17 protein-coding genes are annotated in these 16,389 nt (G+C 66.7%); 14 read left to right on the plus strand and 3 right to left on the minus strand.

Features of this window, described 5'->3' with window-relative positions; all coding sequences use genetic code 11:
* Positions 1–61 precede the first annotated feature (61 nt).
* Positions 62–373, plus strand: coding sequence for a PRC-barrel domain-containing protein (locus tag NGB94_RS08385; RefSeq protein ID WP_325790165.1), 312 nt, complete (start codon positions 62–64; stop codon positions 371–373).
* 80 nt (positions 374–453) lie between these two features.
* On the plus strand, positions 454–1,521 hold the full coding sequence (locus NGB94_RS08390) for a YihY/virulence factor BrkB family protein (RefSeq protein WP_325790166.1): 1,068 nt from the start codon (positions 454–456) through the stop codon (positions 1,519–1,521).
* A gap of 46 nt (positions 1,522–1,567) precedes the next feature.
* Here the strand turns inward: NGB94_RS08390 and NGB94_RS08395 are convergent, their stop codons facing one another.
* Together NGB94_RS08395 and NGB94_RS08400 are read right to left on the minus strand one after the other, a co-directional pair.
* The gene (locus NGB94_RS08395) at positions 1,568–2,530 is read right to left on the minus strand and encodes a DUF368 domain-containing protein (RefSeq protein ID WP_325790167.1); all 963 of its coding nucleotides are present in this window, start codon (positions 2,528–2,530) and stop codon (positions 1,568–1,570) included.
* A gap of 86 nt (positions 2,531–2,616) precedes the next feature.
* Positions 2,617–3,654 carry an NAD-dependent epimerase/dehydratase family protein gene (locus tag NGB94_RS08400; protein ID WP_325790168.1) on the minus strand — a complete coding sequence of 346 codons (1,038 nt, stop codon included), beginning with the start codon at positions 3,652–3,654 and terminating at the stop codon, positions 2,617–2,619.
* A gap of 143 nt (positions 3,655–3,797) precedes the next feature.
* Here NGB94_RS08400 and NGB94_RS08405 point away from each other — a divergent pair, with 143 nt between their 5' ends.
* The 6 genes from NGB94_RS08405 to NGB94_RS08430 all read left to right on the plus strand — a co-directional run bounded on the left by NGB94_RS08405 (position 3,798) and on the right by NGB94_RS08430 (position 10,128).
* On the plus strand, positions 3,798–4,853 hold the full coding sequence (locus NGB94_RS08405) for a glutathione S-transferase family protein (protein ID WP_325790169.1): 1,056 nt from the start codon (positions 3,798–3,800) through the stop codon (positions 4,851–4,853).
* A 257-nt stretch (positions 4,854–5,110) separates the two neighbouring features.
* Positions 5,111–6,100: an iron ABC transporter permease gene (locus NGB94_RS08410; protein ID WP_325790198.1), complete on the plus strand. Its 990-nt coding sequence runs from the start codon at positions 5,111–5,113 to the stop codon at positions 6,098–6,100.
* Between the two features lie 83 nt (positions 6,101–6,183).
* Positions 6,184–7,152, plus strand: a complete 969-nt coding sequence (locus NGB94_RS08415; protein WP_325790199.1) for a FecCD family ABC transporter permease — start codon at positions 6,184–6,186, stop codon at positions 7,150–7,152.
* A gap of 3 nt (positions 7,153–7,155) precedes the next feature.
* Positions 7,156–8,043 carry an ABC transporter ATP-binding protein gene (locus NGB94_RS08420; RefSeq protein WP_325790170.1) on the plus strand — a complete coding sequence of 296 codons (888 nt, stop codon included), beginning with the start codon at positions 7,156–7,158 and terminating at the stop codon, positions 8,041–8,043.
* A complete protein-coding gene (locus NGB94_RS08425) occupies positions 8,040–9,113 on the plus strand; it encodes a siderophore-interacting protein (RefSeq protein ID WP_325790171.1) in 1,074 nt (357 codons plus the stop codon). The genes NGB94_RS08420 and NGB94_RS08425 overlap by 4 nt, the downstream gene beginning before the upstream one ends.
* Positions 9,114–9,330: 217 nt before the next feature.
* Positions 9,331–10,128 (plus strand): M23 family metallopeptidase, encoded by a 798-nt coding sequence (locus NGB94_RS08430; protein WP_325790172.1) that lies wholly within the window; start codon positions 9,331–9,333, stop codon positions 10,126–10,128.
* A gap of 57 nt (positions 10,129–10,185) precedes the next feature.
* Here NGB94_RS08430 and NGB94_RS08435 read toward each other — a convergent pair whose 3' ends face one another.
* Positions 10,186–11,178 (minus strand): diacylglycerol/lipid kinase family protein, encoded by a 993-nt coding sequence (locus tag NGB94_RS08435; RefSeq protein ID WP_325790173.1) that lies wholly within the window; start codon positions 11,176–11,178, stop codon positions 10,186–10,188.
* 89 nt (positions 11,179–11,267) lie between these two features.
* Between NGB94_RS08435 and NGB94_RS08440 the strand changes: the two genes are divergently transcribed.
* From NGB94_RS08440 to rpmG, 6 genes are all read left to right on the plus strand, one after another.
* Positions 11,268–12,041, plus strand: a complete 774-nt coding sequence (locus NGB94_RS08440; RefSeq protein ID WP_325790174.1) for an SGNH/GDSL hydrolase family protein — start codon at positions 11,268–11,270, stop codon at positions 12,039–12,041.
* Positions 12,042–12,294: 253 nt separating this feature from the next.
* The gene (locus NGB94_RS08445; protein ID WP_325790175.1) at positions 12,295–13,863 is read left to right on the plus strand and encodes an MFS transporter; all 1,569 of its coding nucleotides are present in this window, start codon (positions 12,295–12,297) and stop codon (positions 13,861–13,863) included.
* A gap of 119 nt (positions 13,864–13,982) precedes the next feature.
* Positions 13,983–14,483 carry a MarR family winged helix-turn-helix transcriptional regulator gene (locus NGB94_RS08450; RefSeq protein WP_325790176.1) on the plus strand — a complete coding sequence of 167 codons (501 nt, stop codon included), beginning with the start codon at positions 13,983–13,985 and terminating at the stop codon, positions 14,481–14,483.
* A complete protein-coding gene (locus tag NGB94_RS08455) occupies positions 14,484–15,629 on the plus strand; it encodes a glucose-1-phosphate adenylyltransferase family protein (RefSeq protein ID WP_325790177.1) in 1,146 nt (381 codons plus the stop codon).
* A gap of 354 nt (positions 15,630–15,983) precedes the next feature.
* On the plus strand, positions 15,984–16,220 hold the full coding sequence (gene rpmB / locus NGB94_RS08460; RefSeq protein ID WP_055239037.1) for a 50S ribosomal protein L28: 237 nt from the start codon (positions 15,984–15,986) through the stop codon (positions 16,218–16,220).
* Complete coding sequence (rpmG, locus tag NGB94_RS08465) at positions 16,220–16,387, plus strand: 50S ribosomal protein L33 (protein WP_013602737.1); 168 nt, start codon at positions 16,220–16,222, stop codon at positions 16,385–16,387. The genes rpmB and rpmG overlap by 1 nt, the downstream gene beginning before the upstream one ends.
* Positions 16,388–16,389 lie beyond the last annotated feature (2 nt).

The raw sequence follows: 16,389 nt of genomic DNA on the forward strand, positions 1-16,389 counted from the left end.
AGGCGCAGCCGCCCGGGTTGCGGCGAAGCTGCGTGAAGCACGCGGACAAGGAGCCACCGGCATGGTTGACCAGTATGTGATCCACGAACTGCAGGGCTCAAACGTCTGGGCGAAGGACGGCGAACGGCTGGGGCTGGTGGGCAACGTCCACCTGGACCGGGCCACGGGCCAGCCGGCCTGGATCACGGTGGCGCTGGGCCTGTTCGAAGGCCGCCAGTACTTCGTGCCGCTCCAGGGATCCCGCCGGGACGAGGATGACCTGTACGTGAACTACTCCCGCAAAGCGATCGAGGACTCGCCGGACATGGACCACGACGGCGCCCTCACGGCGGAGGAAGAAGCCCAGCTGGAGGATTACTACAAGGGCTGGTGAGACCGGCGGGGCTGCTTGGACATAAGCCTGCTTAGCAATACGATGGGTATCCCGGACTCGACCAGCGCCAGGAGGGGCCCATGGCTCAGCAGGACAACTCCGACCAGAAGGACGGAGCATCGCTCGAAACGGCGTCAAAGCCGGACACCCCGGCTGAGGTCACCAAACCCAGCTGGATGTACATCTTCAAGAAGACGGCCCGGGAGTTCTCCAAGGACCAGTGCACCGACCTCGCCGCCGCGCTGACCTACTACACCGTCCTGTCCCTGTTCCCCGGGCTGCTGGCCATGGTCTCCATCCTGGGGCTCGTGGGGCAGGCTGAAACGACCACCGACGCGATGCTCGACTATCTCCGCGGCTTCGCTCCGGCGGAAGCCGTAACGGTTCTGGAAGGTCCGATTGAGCAGCTGACGTCCTCCCGCGGCGCAGGCCTGGCCCTGTTTGTTGGTATTGCCGGCGCGCTGTGGTCTGCCTCCGGCTATGTCGGCGCGTTCGGGCGGGCCATGAACCGCATCTATGAGGTCGAAGAGGGCCGGCCCATCTGGAAGCTTCGCCCCCTGCAGCTCCTGGTCACTCTGGTCATGATCCTGCTGGCAGCGAGCCTGCTCATCATGCTGGTGGTCAGCGGGCCCATTGCCGAATCGATCGGCAACTTCATCGGACTCGGCAGCCAGGCCCTGCTGGTCTGGAACATCGCCAAGTGGCCGGTAATGGTCCTCTTTGCGGTGACCCTGATTGCCCTGCTCTACTACGCCACCCCCAACGTCAAGCAGCCGAAGTTCCGCTGGATGAGCATGGGTGCGTTTCTTGCCCTGATCGTGCTTGCCGTCGCCACCCTTGGTTTCGCGTTCTATGTGGGCAACTTCGGCAGCTACAACGCCACCTACGGTGCCATTGGCGGCGTGATCGTGCTGCTGCTGTGGATCTGGCTGGCCAACATTTCGCTGCTCTTCGGCGCCGAGTTCGACGCCGAGGTGGAACGCGGGCGGGAGCTGCAGGCAGGAATCCAGGCGGAGCACTCGATTCAGCTGCCGCCGCGGGACACCCGCCAGAGCGACAAGCGGGCGGAACAGGAAGAGAAGGACGTCCAGCAGGGCCGCGAGCTGCGCCAGCAGCATGCGGGCAAGGATTACGACGACGACCTGTAGCCGGGTTTCCCGGCCCGCCGCAGCGGACCGGAGCCTTGCCGGTCGGCTATGCGGTGATGGACTTCGCCTCAGCTCGGGACTGGGCGAACCACAGGAGCAGGACCACCGCGGCACCCGTGAGGGAGGCTGCGAGCGGCAGAAGCCACGCATCGTCAGGCGGAAGCAGCGCGCTGTTCTCCTGCCAGGGCCACAGGGCCCGGATGGAACCGAGGATGAGCCCGGTCGCTACCAGCAGGACTGCCCGGCGGTGGACCCGCAGCAGGTAATGCAGCAGCCGGACAAATGATCCCAGGCCAATGACCGCTCCGGCGGTGAAGAAGGCGAGGTATCCCAGATCCCGGTTGCTTACGGCTTCGAGGGTGGGCTCGTACATGCCGAAGGTCAGCAGCAGGAAGGACCCTGAAAGACCCGGCAGGGCCAGGGCGCAGACGGCGATCGCGCCGCTGAGGACCAGAACCCACCAGGAGTGGTTCTCGATCTGCAGGGCCGGAACGCCCAGCAGCACAAAGGCGGCTGCCGCTGTCACCAGCACCACTGCTGGGCCTGCGAGCCTGCCCGCAGCAGTCGCCGGCCCGGCCGGGGCTGCCGCACGGGCCATGCTGATCGGGACAACGAGGCTGGCGGCCACCATGCCGAAGAACAACGCACTGGCGATCTCCGGCTGGCCCTCCACGAAGGAATGCAGCGGCCCGGACAGGAAGATCAGGGCGAGGAACATTCCGGCAACCAGCGGGAGCAGCAGGTTCCACTCCACGCCAGAGGCCTTGCGGACAGCGCCGGCCCGGTCCCGCCGGATGACCAGGTGCACGGCCCCGCTGATGAAGTGGTTCGCCGACGCGATCAGCCGGTCGAAGACACCGAGGACCAGGGCAACTGTGCCGCCGGAGACTCCGGGGACGAGTTCCACCAGGCCGATGAGGGCTCCACGGCCGGCGTGGGTAACACCGGAGCGGACGGGACGCTCAGGTTTGGACGGCGGGGGCAGCGGGGCAGGGTGAGGGGAAACCATTGGATCCACGCTACTAGACGCCCGCGGGCCGCCGCCTGCCGGCAGGCCTGGCAGCGGCCCCGTCAGGGGCCGCCGAAGCAAAGCTGCTAGCGGCCGGGACCCAGCAGCGGCGACGCCGGCACGCCGGCCTGCTCGCTCAGTCCGTCCAGTACATCCTGGAATGCGCGCAGGGAACTGCGCTTCGGCTGCCAGCCCAGTACCTCACGGGCCCGGGTGGTGTCCATGAGCGGGGCGCCGGCAGCCATGTCGATCCAGCCCGGGTCCGTAGCCTGCAGCCGGGCAGCCCAGGTGAGGCCCACGATTGCCCGGATAACTCCGACCGGGATGTTGATGATCCGGCGTGCGCCCAGCATTCCCGCCAGGATTTCGGGCGTGAACACGGGATCCGCGGCGATGTTGAAGGCGCCCTCCGCCCGCTGGTCCACCACCCGCCAGTACGCGTCGGCGATGTCATCCGCGTGAACCACCTGGAAGGAGAATTCCGCAGGCAGCGGGATGATCGGCAGGCTCAGCTTGTTCAGGATGGACCGGGGAACCAGCGGACCGAGGAAATACCGGCCAATCTCGCTGCCGGCGTCGGACTGGAAGATGAGTCCCGGACGCAGCCGCGCCACCCGGATTTCCGGGTAGTGCCGCTCGAAGTCATCCAGCAGTTCTTCCTGCTCGCCCTTGTGCCGGCTGTAGTGCGAGGTGGCGATGCCGCGGGCCGGCCAGGACTCATCGGTCAGCCGGTCCTTGGGTGCAGGGGAATAGGCACCCACGGATGAAGCGCAGACAACCTGCCTGACTCCGGCCTCGGCGGCGGCCGCCAGCATGTTCTGCGTGCCGCGGACGTTGATCCGGTGCAGCTCCGCTTCATCCCGGTTCGGCTGGATGGCCCACACCAGGTGGATCACGGCGTCCACGCCGCGCAGCACCTCAGTGAGTTCTTCGGCGCCTGCCCGGGAAGCGACATCGATGCTGTGCCACTGAACGCCCTCATAGGGTCCAGTGGGCTGGGACGGAATCCGCCGGGCGACTCCGATGATCTCCAGGCCGCCGGGGTGCTCAGCCCGGGCAGCCTGCAGCCGGCGCAGGACGGCGGTCCCCACATTTCCAGTGGCTCCGAGGACGGCTACACGCATCAAGAAAGTCCCTTCGTTCTTCGAACCCACGGTTCCGCTCCGCAGTGCTGTTGGTCCACGACTCTACAGCTCAACTGCCGCCGCTGGCAGGGCGCTAGGCTGGAGGGCAGAGCAGGTACTCGGAGCTGAACGACGGAGTGATCATGGCGAAGACATCGGAACAGGCAGCAACAGGTGCCGACTACAGCACCAAGGGGTCCTATGTGTCCGGGGGGCAGGAGTACACCCGGGACACCAACTACATTGAAACCCGCATCACCCGCGACGGACGGGACGGCTATCCGGTCGAGGCCGGCCGCTACCGGCTGATCGCTGCCCGCGCCTGCCCGTGGGCCAACCGCACCATCATTGTCCGCCGCCTGCTGGGACTGGAGGACGCCATCTCGCTGGGCACCCCCGGGCCGACGCACGACTCCCGGAGCTGGACCTTCGACCTCGATCCGGACGGCAAGGATCCGGTGCTGGGCATTGAGCGCCTGCAGGAGGCCTTCTTCCGCCGCACTCCCGGTTACAGCCGCGGCATCACCGTTCCCGCCGTCGTCGACATCCCCACGGGCGCCGTGGTGACCAACAATTTCCCGCAGATCACTGAGGACTTCAGCAGCGAGTGGACCGAGTTCCACCGCGACGGCGCCCCGGACCTGTGGCCTGCCGAGCACCTCGAGGAGATGCGCGAGGTTAACAAGCGCGTCTTCACCGAGGTGAACAACGGTGTGTACCGCTGCGGTTTTGCCGGCTCGCAGGAAGCCTACGACGCCGCGTACGACCGGTTGTGGACTGCCATGGACTGGCTGGAAGACAGGCTCTCGAAGCAGCGCTACCTGATCGGGGACACCATCACCGAAGCCGACGTCCGGCTGTTCACCACCCTGGTCCGGTTCGACGCCGTCTACCACGGCCACTTCAAGTGCAACCGGAACAAGCTCAGTGAAATGCCGAACCTGTGGGGCTATGCCCGGGACCTGTTCCAGACTCCCGGCTTCGGCGACACCGTGGACTTTGTGCAGATCAAGCAGCACTACTACATCGTGCACGAAGACATTAATCCCACCGGGATCGTGCCCAAGGGCCCGGATAACTCCGTCTGGCTGACTCCGCACGGCCGTGAGGCACTCGGCGGCCGTCCGTTCGGCAACGGAACAGCTCCCGGTCCTGTCCGCCCGGGCGAGGAAGTTACCCCGGGCCACGGCGCCGAGTAGCGGCTTTTTCCAACCAGCCGTGCACACTCCCACCACGCGAGAGGCCAGTTACGGCTCCTATGGAGGCTGATAACAGCCGCAACTGGCCTCTCGGCGGGAGTAATACGGCACAGAACTGTTTCTTAATCTGACCAGCCGTAGGTTAGCCTTACTTAAGTCAAATACCGCTGGCTTCAGGAGGTGCCGCCGTGTCCTCAACGGCCGTGGTTCGCACCCCCGTTTCCGGCCCCCGGCCCTCCTTCCGGAACGGCCGCCGGATTTCTCCCGTGATCCTGCTGGCAGTGTCGCTGACCATCCTGGCCGCCGCTGCTTTCGCCTCCGTGGCCCTTGGTGCCAGGCCGCTCTCCCTGGAGAGCGTCTGGCAGGCGCTGACCAGCGCTGATCCCGCCAACGGAGACCACGCCGTCGTCCTCAGCCGGCTCCCGCGCACCGTGGCAGCGCTCCTCATCGGCGCCGCCCTCGGACTGGCCGGAACCGCGCTGCAGGGCATGACGCGCAACCCGCTGGCAGACCCCGGAATCATGGGCCTGAACGCCGGAGCGGCATTCGCAGTAGTCACGGCCATGTACGTTTTTGGCATCACCTCCTTCACCGGGTACGTGTGGTTCGCGCTGGCCGGCACCGCGCTGGCGGCGCTGGTCGTCTATGCGGTCGCGTCGCTGGGCCGGGAGGGGGCAACACCGGTGAAGCTGGCGCTGGCCGGTGCTGCGCTGACCGCCGGGCTGACCAGCCTGCTGTCGGCCGTGCTGGTCTCCAGCCAGCAGACGCTGAACACCTTCCGTTTCTGGCAGGTCGGCACCGTCTCCGGGCGCGGCTGGGACGTCCTGCTTCCCCTGATTCCCTTCCTCGCCGCGGGGGCCGTGATCCTGCTCGCTTCCGGCCGGGCCCTGAACGGCCTGAGCCTGGGTGACGACGTCGCGCGCGGACTGGGCCAGAACGTTGCCCTTTCGCGCGGAGTCATGGCGGTGGGCGTGGTGCTGCTCTGCGGGGCCGCCACCGCCGCTGCGGGCCCCATCGCGTTCCTCGGCCTGGTGATCCCGCACCTGGTGCGCGGCCTGGCCGGCCCGGACTACCGCTGGATCCTGGTGCTCTCCGCCGTGCTGGCGCCCGTTCTGCTGCTGGTGGCCGACGTCGTCGGACGCCTCATTCTCCCGCCGGGCGAGGTGCCGGTCGGCATCATGACCGCGGTCATCGGCGCACCGGTCTTCATTGCCATCATCCGCCGCCGGAAGCTGGCCGAGCTGTGAGCGCCGCACCCCTGCTCCAGGAGAACGGTTCCGCCGCCGCATCGGTTCGCGAGGTCCGGCGCCGCAGCGGGCGGCGCCGGCGCGTGGTGCTCGCTTCCCTGGCGGCCGGCGTCGTGGTGCTGTTCTTCGCCGGTGTGCTGCTGGGCAGCTACACCGTGACCATCCCCGACTTCGTGCGCATCCTGGCGGGGGAGAGGATTCCCGGCGCCTCCTTCATCGTGATGGAGAGCAAACTGCCGCGTGCCGTGACCGCCGTGCTGATCGGCGCGGCCTTCGGCGTCTCCGGCCACCTCTTCCAGACCATGCTGCGCAACCCGCTGGCCAGCCCGGACATTGTCGGCATCAGCTACGGTGCCAGCGCAGCGGCAGTTACCGCCATGGTGGCCTTTGGCGCCACGGGCGCCGGTGTCTCCCTGGCAGCGCTTGCCGGAGCCTGCGTCATCGCGGTCTCCCTGCACCTGCTGAGCCGGAAGGGCGGGGCCTCCGGTGCCCGGCTGGTGCTGATGGGAATCGGCTTCGCCGCCGTGCTCCAGGCGCTGGTGAACTTCCTGCTCACGCGCACGGATGTGCGCACCGCTGCCGAGTCCCTGGTCTGGCTGACCGGGTCCCTGAACTCGGCAACATGGGAACGGGCCGGCATCGTGGCCCTGGCCCTCGCGGTGCTGCTTCCCGCCGCAGTCCTGCTGGGCCGGCGCCTGCGGGTGCTGGAACTCGGCGACGACTTCGCTGCGGGCCTCGGCCTGCCGGTGGAGGGAACGCGCGCGGGACTGCTGTTTACCGGCGTCGCGCTGGCAGCAGTCGCCACGGCCGCAGCCGGACCGGTTGCCTTCGTCGCCTTCCTGGCCGGGCCCATTTCCCGCCGGCTGATCGGCGGCCGCGCCTCGCTGGCCGCCGCCGGACTCACCGGTGCGCTGATCATGCTGGCTGCTGACTTCGTTGCCGGCAACGTGCTTCCGGGCGCCCTGCCCGTCGGCGTCGTAACCGGCGCGCTGGGGGCGCCGTTCCTGCTGTGGCTGCTCGTCAGCTCCAACCGTGTAGGCCGAGGAGGCTAAAGCATGCAGAACAAGCTCGAGGCACGGGACCTGGTGCTCTCCTACGCAGACCGGACAGTAGTTGACGGTCTCAGCGTTGAACTGCCAGCAGGCCGGATTACCGTGATCGTCGGCGCCAACGCGTGCGGCAAGTCCACCCTGCTGCGCGGCCTGGCCCGGCTGCTCAAGCCGGTCTCCGGCGCCGTGGAACTAAACGGCCGGGACATCAACTCGATGCCCAGCCGTGAAGTGGCCCGCACCCTCGGCCTGCTCCCGCAGACTCCCAACGCACCCGACGGTATTACCGTGGCAGATCTCGTGGGCCGCGGCCGCTATCCCCACCAGGGCTGGTTCCGCCAGTGGAACGCAAAGGACGACGACGCCGTCGCCGCCGCGCTGGAAGCCACCGGCACGCTGGAACTGGCCGGCCGCGACATCGATGAGCTGTCCGGCGGCCAGCGCCAGCGGGTCTGGATTGCCATGGCCCTGGCCCAGCAGACGGACATCCTGCTCCTGGACGAACCCACCACCTTCCTGGACGTCACGCACCAGGTGGAGGTCCTGGACCTGGTCACGGACCTGAACCGGCGCGCCGGCACCACCGTGGTGATCGTGCTCCACGACCTGAATCTCGCTGCACGCTACGCAGACCACCTGATCGCCATGAAGGACGGCCGGATCGCCGCCCAGGGCGCACCGGCCGAGGTGGTGACCGAGGCCCTGGTCCAGGAGGTCTTCGGCCTGGAAGCCGCCGTCATCCCCGATCCCGTCGCCGGAACCCCCATGGTGGTCCCGGTGGGCCGGCACCACTCCCGCCCTGCTGCGGCCGTCAGGACACCAGCCGTGGGCTACCTGCCCAACCCGCACGATTCCAGCCTTGAGACCCGCAACCCGATGGAGGCAGCTTCATGACCGCTATCCGCACCACCTCGACGGCAGCGGCAGCTGCCCCGGCACGGCGCCAGGGCGCGAATGCCGCTGTGCTGGCCTTCGACGTCGAGGTCCGGAACGTCAAGCGGCTCAGCGCCAACTTCCAGCGCATCACCTTCGGCGGGGAGTGCCTGCGTGAATTCGGTGTGCAGGGCAGCACTGACGACCTGCGGATCAAGGTGGTCATTCCGCCGCAGACAGCGGATGGAACCCGGGCACAGCTTCCGCCGATCGACTGCGATGACGCAGGGTGGTACCGGAACTGGCTGGCCATGGACGCCGACGCACGCGGATCCATGCGCACCTACACCGTCCGTGCCTCACGCTGCTCCTCACCGGAACCGGAGATCGACGTCGACTTCGTCCTGCACTTCGACGGCGACGGCGTGGGCGGTCCGGCATCGACCTGGGCAGCCGCTGCCCGGCCCGGAGACCGTGTCACGGTTATCGGACCCAATGCTGTGCACTGCGTCACGGCAGAGTCCTACGGCGGCATCGAGTGGCGCCCGGGACTTGCGCAGCACGTGCTCCTCGCCGGAGACGAAACTGCCGTCCCTGCCATTGCCTCGATCCTGGAGAACCTGCCCGAAGACTTCACCGGACATGCCCTCCTGGAAGTCCCTGACGCCGCGGACATCCAGGAGCTTTCGACACCCTCCCGGGTGCGCATTTCCTGGCTTCCCCGCAACGGGCGGGCACATGGCGAAGCGCTTGAAGCTGCAGTCAGGGAAGCTGTCGCCGTTCCGGGCTACGCCACCGTGGAGCGCACTGCTGCGGCTGCACCAGTTCCCGCCCGCCGGCAGGAGCTGGAGGACGTGGACATCGACTCCGTGATCCTCTGGGAGACCCCTGCACGGCTCACCCCCGAGGTGGTGGAGAACTCGCCCAGCCCCCATACCCCTGCCGGAGCGCTGCCGTTCTACGCCTGGATCGCGGGCGAAGCCGCCGTGGTGCGCGGGCTGCGCCGCTACCTCGTCCGCGACGCAGGCATCGACCGCAAGCAGGTGGCCTTTATGGGTTACTGGCGGCAGGGACGCGCCGAAGCTTCCTAGGCGGCGCTCCGCCTTCTTTTCCACTGTGAACCAGCACAGCGGGCAGCGCTGTAGGACCTGACACGCGCTGCTGTTCAGTTGCGCACAAAAGCTCCGTTGTCGAAGCATGCTTCGTTAAACTGGAGGAAATCACTTCCACTTTCGCCGGGCTGTCGCACGCCCGGATGAGGCATACCCAGTACCGACAGAACTGTTGTCTATCCACAGTGGAGTATGAGTGACCCCCAAAGTAAACGAAACTGCCCGTGATTTGGCTGGCGCTCTTCGCCGGTACGTCACTGAAACGGCGGCCCGGTACCAGAAGACCGGCAAGCACGCCGTTCCGGACACGGAACACCTGAAACTCTCCCTTCCCCCACAGCTTCAGGACCTGCTGCGGCAGGCCCGGAAATACAGCACCCCCGCCCGCAAGACAGCTGCACTGGGAACCGGTGCCTCGCTGCTGCTCAGCGGCATGGTCTTCGGCGTGGCCAACGCGGCGACCGTCACCGCGCCTGAAACCGTCACCGAGCGTCAGCTGGTCAACACCCAACCGCTGCCGGAACCGCAGGAACAGCCTGCCGCCGCGGCCCCCGCTGAAGGAGGCACCGGCTCCACCGCCCCCGTCATCGAAGCGCCTCCGGCCAAGCCCTCCGTTCCGGTGGATGGCATGGTGATCACCTCGCCGTTCGGCTGGCGGATCAACCCGATGACCGGCTATGGCCAGGAATGGCACACCGGCACCGACTTCCGCGGCGCACTCGGCGCAGAAGTCCGTTCTGCCCGGGCCGGAACGGTCGTCGAAGCCGGCTGGCACACCACCGGCGGCGGCGGACTGCGGATCGTGGTGGACCACGGCGGCGGAGTCCAGACCACCTACAACCACCTGAATGACATTTGGGTCGCACCCGGCCAGCCCGTTGGTGAAGGAGAGGTTATTGGCGGCGTGGGAAGCACCGGAAACTCCACCGGCCCGCACCTGCACTTTGAAGTCCTCATCAACGGCGAGTACATCGACCCCATGACCTGGCTCTAGCCCGAACGCAGTCAGCCCCCGGAAGACCGGGGGCTGACGCACTTAACGGCAAAGAGGCTAGGGCTCCGGATTGGTCAGGATCGCCGGGTCCTTCTTCCCGTGCGGCATCCGGATCCGCAGGGCGCTGGGATCAACCCGCAGGGAGAGCCGCGTGGCGCTGCCCAGGTGGTCGCCGTCCATCTCGAAATCCTGCGGCGTGTCGGCCCAGATGTCCGCACTGCGGCACTGGAAATACTCCACCGCGGTTCCCCGGCCCTTGCCGCGGCGCAGCAGCCCGGCAACGACCGACAGCCAGCCCAGGCTTCCCTTGGGCGCCATGGTCATGATGTCCAGCAGGCCGTCGTCGATCTTCGCGCCGGGGAAGACTTCCAGGCCGCCAACGATCTTGCCGCAGTTCCCGCCCATCACGCTGCGCAGGCGGCGGGAGAAGGGCTTGCCGCCGTCGATCGAAATCATGGTCTTCACGGGTTTGCCGGGAAGGTTCCGGATGCCGGCGTCCACATACGCCAGCCATCCCACGCGGTCCTTGAGGGCAGTATTCGTGTCGCCCATCATCACGGCGTCGTATCCCAGCCCGGCCATGACCAGGAAGATCTCGCTGTCCACGGCCTCGTCCACCTTCACGTGGACCACGTCGATGCGCCGTTCGGTCCCGGTCAGTGCCGTGCGCGCGGCGCCTTCCGGGTCATCGACCGGCACGTCCAGGTTCCGGGCCAGCAGGTTGCCGGTGCCCAGCGGCAGCAGCCCCAGGGGAGTGTCGGTGCCGGCCAGCTCGGCGGCCACGCAGCGCACGGTTCCGTCGCCGCCCGCGGCGATAACGACGTCGGCGCCTTCCTCCAGCGCCTTCCGCGCCATTCCATGGCCCGGGTCATCTGCCTCGGTCTCCAGCCACAGCGGGGCTTCCCAGCCTTCGCCGGCGCAGACTTCATCCACCAGGGCGCGGATGTCCACATCTGTCTTCTTCGTGGGATTGATGACGACGGCGGCGCGCCGTCCGGGGGCGCGCGTGCCCGGTTCGGGCGCGTTCTGCGTCTGGGACTGGCTGGACATGGTGCCCTTCGATCGACGGGAGTGTTCCGGGTCTGAGTCTAGACTGCCGCCCGGCCGGCGGGGTGTAGAAGGGCTTGTAGGCTGTGGGGGTGACTTTCTCGCAGCGATACGTGGCCCTTGGAGATTCGTTTACTGAAGGCGTGGGGGACTGGGATCCTGCCCGCCCCAACGGCGTCCGCGGCTGGGCAGACCGCGTCGCGGAGCAGCTCGCTCTGGCGGACCCCTCCTGGGGATACGCCAACCTGGCCATCCGCGGAAAGAAACTCCGCCAGGTCACCGACGAGCAGATTGAGCCTGCCCTGGCGCTGGAGCCAACGCTCGTGAGCATCTATGCCGGCGGCAACGACATCCTGCGCCCCAAAGTGGACATTGACGCCATAGTCCAGGCCTATGATTCCGCGATCGGCCGCCTGCGTGCGTCCGGCGCGGCGGTGCTGGTGTTCACCGGTTTCGATTCCGGCCAGTCGCCGATTTTCGGCCGGACCAGGGGCCGCACCGCACTGTACAACGAACTGGTGCGTGAGGCCGCAGACGCCCACGGAGCGGTCCTGGTGGACTACTGGCGCCTCAAGGTCCTGCAGGACGAGCGGTACTGGGACGTGGACCGGCTGCACATGTCCCCGGCAGGGCACATCCTCACGGCGAAGAAGGTCCTTGAAGTACTGCGTGCCACGGATGCGCTGGATGTTCCCGAGCTGGACACCCTTCCTGCGCGCGACCGCATCCAGCGGCTAAAGCACGATGCGCGCTGGGCCCGAGAGTACCTCGGCCCCTGGGTCAGCCGGCGCCTGCGAGGGGTGTCCTCCGGCGACAACCTGAGCGCCCGTTTTCCCTCTCCGGTGCAGCTCACTCCGCAGGGGTAGCCGCGTCCCGGCACGGGCGGAATACGCCTCCGACGCGCCCCAAATCCGTCCAATGTGACGTACTTCATAATAAATGCCGAATTCCGCATGATTGCTGGCAACTATCCGCCCGGCCTTGCGCGCATCGATGGATAAGCACCCTTACGATTCGGGAATGCGGGTCTTCTTTTCTACACTTATGGGTCTGCCGGCTGGGAGCCGGCGCAGGGATGCAATTGCCCTACGCAGATGACCTCTAGAGAAAAAGGCCCAAATGCAGCAGGAAGCACCTGATTCGAGCACCGCTCCGCCCGGTTCACTCCCGGGCGCCGCGGCCCGTAAGCCGAAGCGCAACCCGCTTCGCCGGCGCCGCCTTGAGGTGGAAGACGTCAACGTCGTTGACCACTCAATGATGAAGAAAGCCGTCGGAGGCACCGTCGTCGGCAACACCATGGAATGGTTCGACATCGGCGTGTACGGCTACCTGGCCGTCACCATGGGTGCCGTGTTCCTTTCCGACGCCGACCCCGCTGCCCAGCTGCTCTTCAGCCTGGGCGTGTTCGCGGCGACCTTCATCGCCCGCCCGCTGGGCGGCGTCGTCTTCGGACGCATTGGCGACCGGATCGGCCGGCAGAAAACGCTGGCCGCCACGCTGATCATGATGGCCGCGTCCACCTTCGTCATTGGCCTGCTCCCCGGTTATGCCCAGATTGGCATGGCCGCCCCCGTGCTGCTGGTCCTCATGAAGCTCCTGCAGGGGTTCAGCACCGGCGGCGAGTACGCGGGCGCCACTACCTTCGTCTCGGAATACGCTCCGGACAAGCGCCGCGGCTTCCTTGCCAGCATCCTGGACCTGGGCAGTTACATGGGCTTTGCCCTCGGCGCGCTGACAGTCTCTGCCCTGCAGCTGACCCTCAGTGAAGAAACCATGCTCGACTGGGGCTGGCGGATCCCGTTCCTGATCGCCGGACCGCTTGGCGCAATTGCCATCTACTTCCGCCTGAAGATCGAAGAGTCCCCCGCCTTCCAGGCCACCCTGGATGCCCAGGAAGAACAGGCTGCTTCCGCAGCGGGCAAGGACCTGGACAAGGATGCCGTCGCTCAGGGAACCTTCGGCATCTTCCGCACCTACTGGCGTCCGATCGTGCTGGCCATGGTCCTCGTGGCCGCGGCGAACACCGTCGGCTACGCCCTGACGTCCTACATGCCTTCCTACCTCACGGATTCGAAGGGCTACGATCCGCTCCACGGCACCCTGCTCACCATTCCGGTGCTGGTGGCGATGGCGCTGTGCATCCCGCTGACCGGGCGCCTTTCGGATCGCATCGGCCGCCGGCCGGTGCTGTGGATGGGGGCCGGAAGCACCATCGTGCTTGCAATCCCGGCCTTCGTCCTCATCGACCAGGGCCCCATCTGGACCACCCTGCTCGGCCTTGGCCTGCTGGCCATTCCGGTGACGTTCTACGTGGCCAACCTTGCCTCGGCCCTGCCGGCGCTCTTCCCCACGGCCAGCCGCTACGGCGCCATGGGCATCGCCTACAACTTTGCCGTGGCCATCTTCGGCGGCACTGCTCCGCTGATCATGCAGGGCCTGATCACCCTCACCGACAATGACATGATGCCGGCGTACTACCTGATGGCGACCTCCGCCGTCGGTGCCGTCGCCATCGGGATCATGAAGGAATCGGCCCGGCGCCCCATGCCCGGCTCCATGCCGAGTGTCGCCACGGAGGCCGAAGCGCGCGAACTCGTTGAAACCCAGGATGAGAACCCGCTGCTGGATGTGGACTCGCTGCCGTTCGACTCGGCCGGCGTCGCGGACGACCGCGAGCCTGCCCGCTAGCGCCATCGTACCTCCGCTTCCGCGAGAGGCCAGTTGGGGGCCCATACAGCCTTGATAAGGACTCCAACTGGCCTCCCGGGGGAGGCTTGAAGGCTCAAGTGACGTGAGAGAATGGCCCCATGACCGAACAGCAGTCCGGCCGGTGGCTTACCCCGCAGGAGCGCAGCGCATGGCTGGCGCTCTATGCCGTGGCCACGCGGCTGCCGGGAACCCTCGACGCCGACCTTTTCCGCCGGGCGAGGATCACCCTCTTCGACTACCACGTCCTGGCCATGACTTCGGAGGCCGAGGGACAGCAGCTGGCCATGAGCGAACTCGCTTCGCGCTCCAACGCTTCCCTCTCCCGCCTCTCCCACGTAGTGAAGAAACTCGAGCAGCGCGGCTGGATGCGCCGCTTCCCGTCACCCACGGACGCCCGGGTGACGACGGCGGCACTCACGGACGAGGGCATGGCAGCGCTGGTCGAACTCGCCCCCGGCCACGTTGAAACAGTCCGCGAAGCGGTCTTCGACGCACTGGATGACCAGGACGTGGCAGACCTGACCCGGGTTGGCACGAAAATCCTGACCCTGCTCGATCCGGCCTCGGACCGTCCGGGTGCCCCGACCAAAGGAACCTGAATGCGCCAGCCGCGGATACTGACCATCATCCTTGCCGGAGGATCCGGGGGAAGGCTCGGGAGCCTCACAGACACCCGTGCCAAGCCGGCCATGCCGGTGGGCGGATCCTACCGGCTGATCGACATCCCGCTTTCAAACCTGCACAACTCCGGACTCAGCGACGTCTGGATCGTGGAGCAGTACGAACCGAAGTCCCTGAATGACCACCTGGTCAGCGGCCGCCCCTGGGACCTGGACCGCACCAACGGCGGGCTGCGCGTGCTGCCGCCGTACCAGGGTTCGGAGGGGGAGGGGTTCGCCGAAGGCAACGCCGACGCCCTGTACCGCCAGGTGGACTACATCCGCGAATACGATCCGGACCTGATCCTGGTGCTCAGCGCCGACCACCTGTACCGGCTGGACTACCGCGACGTTATCGCGGCGCACACCTCCGCAGGAGCGGCGCTGACCGTGGTGAGCTGCCGCATCAATCATGATCCGTCCGAACACGGTGTCCTGGAAGTGGAGAACGGCGCCGTCACCGGATTCGAATACAAACCCGAAAAGCCGAAGTCGGACCTGATCGCCGCGGAGATCTTCCTCTACGACGCCGAAGTGCTGCTGCGCAGCCTGGAAGAACTCATGGAACGCGACGGCCAGCTGGAGGACTACGGGGACCAGCTCCTTCCCTACCTCGTGGAACGGGAGAAGGTCATCGAGCACCGGCTGGAGGGATACTGGCGGGACATGGGTACGCCGGACAGCTACCACCAGGCACACATGGACCTGCTGGACGGACACGGCATGGTCTTCGACGACCCGGCCTGGCCCATCCTCTCCGCCACCCCGCGCCGGCTGCCGGCATTCGTCGGAGCGGCAGCCCAGGTTGAAACCAGCCTGCTGGCACCCGGCTCCCGTGTGGATGGGAAAGTCTCCCGGAGCGTCGTGGGACCGGACTGCCGGATCGAGCCCGGAGCCGAGGTTCACGGCTGTGTGCTGCTCGACGGCGTGCGCGTCATCACGGGCGCCCGGCTGCGGAACATGGTGGTGGATTCGGGTGCAGTAGTGGGCGGCGCCACTGACCTGGACGGAGCGAAAGAGGACCCGGAAACCGGGATCGCGGTCGTGACGGCCGCCGGAGCCCTGGAGAAGCCCTCCGCTGATTAGCCGGTTTGGCTCAGGCGCATGCACCGTTTAGGATAGGAAGGCGTTAAGTCGCGCCCATGATCTGGTTTCGTCCCGCGAGGGTACGGACCAGGGCATTTGCGTGGCCGCCCGTATAAACCTAGAATTGAAGGCTGTCGCAGCGGATTACTGCTATGGCTGCCCGAACTTCACCGTCTTCCCCGCGGCGAGGCACTTCGGCTGGATCTCACCCCGCCAGGTCAACCTCCGGAAAGTCGCAGTAATAACGGTGTCAAAACTGGTGGCGGGACGCTCTTTATTGCAGGTGCCATGGCGGCATCGCCTGGTGCTTGTTTTTTGAGGACCGTCATATTTACTACAACTGGAGGAGAGATCATGGCAGCTTACTGCCAGGTAACCGGAGCTGTTCCCGGCTTTGGTCACAGCATTTCGCACTCGCACCGCCGCAACAAGCGTCGGTTCGACCCGAATATTCAGAAGAAGCGCTACTGGGTTCCGTCCCTGCGCCGCAACGTGACGCTGCAGGTTTCGGCCCGCGGCATCAAGACGATCGACGTCCGCGGCATTGACGCAGTCGTCACCGAACTCCTCGCGAAGGGTGTGAAGCTCTAGTGGCTAAGGACAAGGACGTTCGTCCGATCATCAAGCTGAAGTCGACCGCCGGCACCGGGTACACCTACGTGACCCGCAAGAACCGTCGTAACGACCCGGACCGCATGGTCCTGAAGAAGTACGACCCCAAGATCCGCCAGCACGTCGAATTCCGTGAGGAGCGCTAAGA

The organism is Arthrobacter koreensis (assembly GCF_035792275.1).
Taxonomy (GTDB): Bacteria; Actinomycetota; Actinomycetes; order Actinomycetales; family Micrococcaceae; genus Arthrobacter_B; species Arthrobacter_B koreensis_A.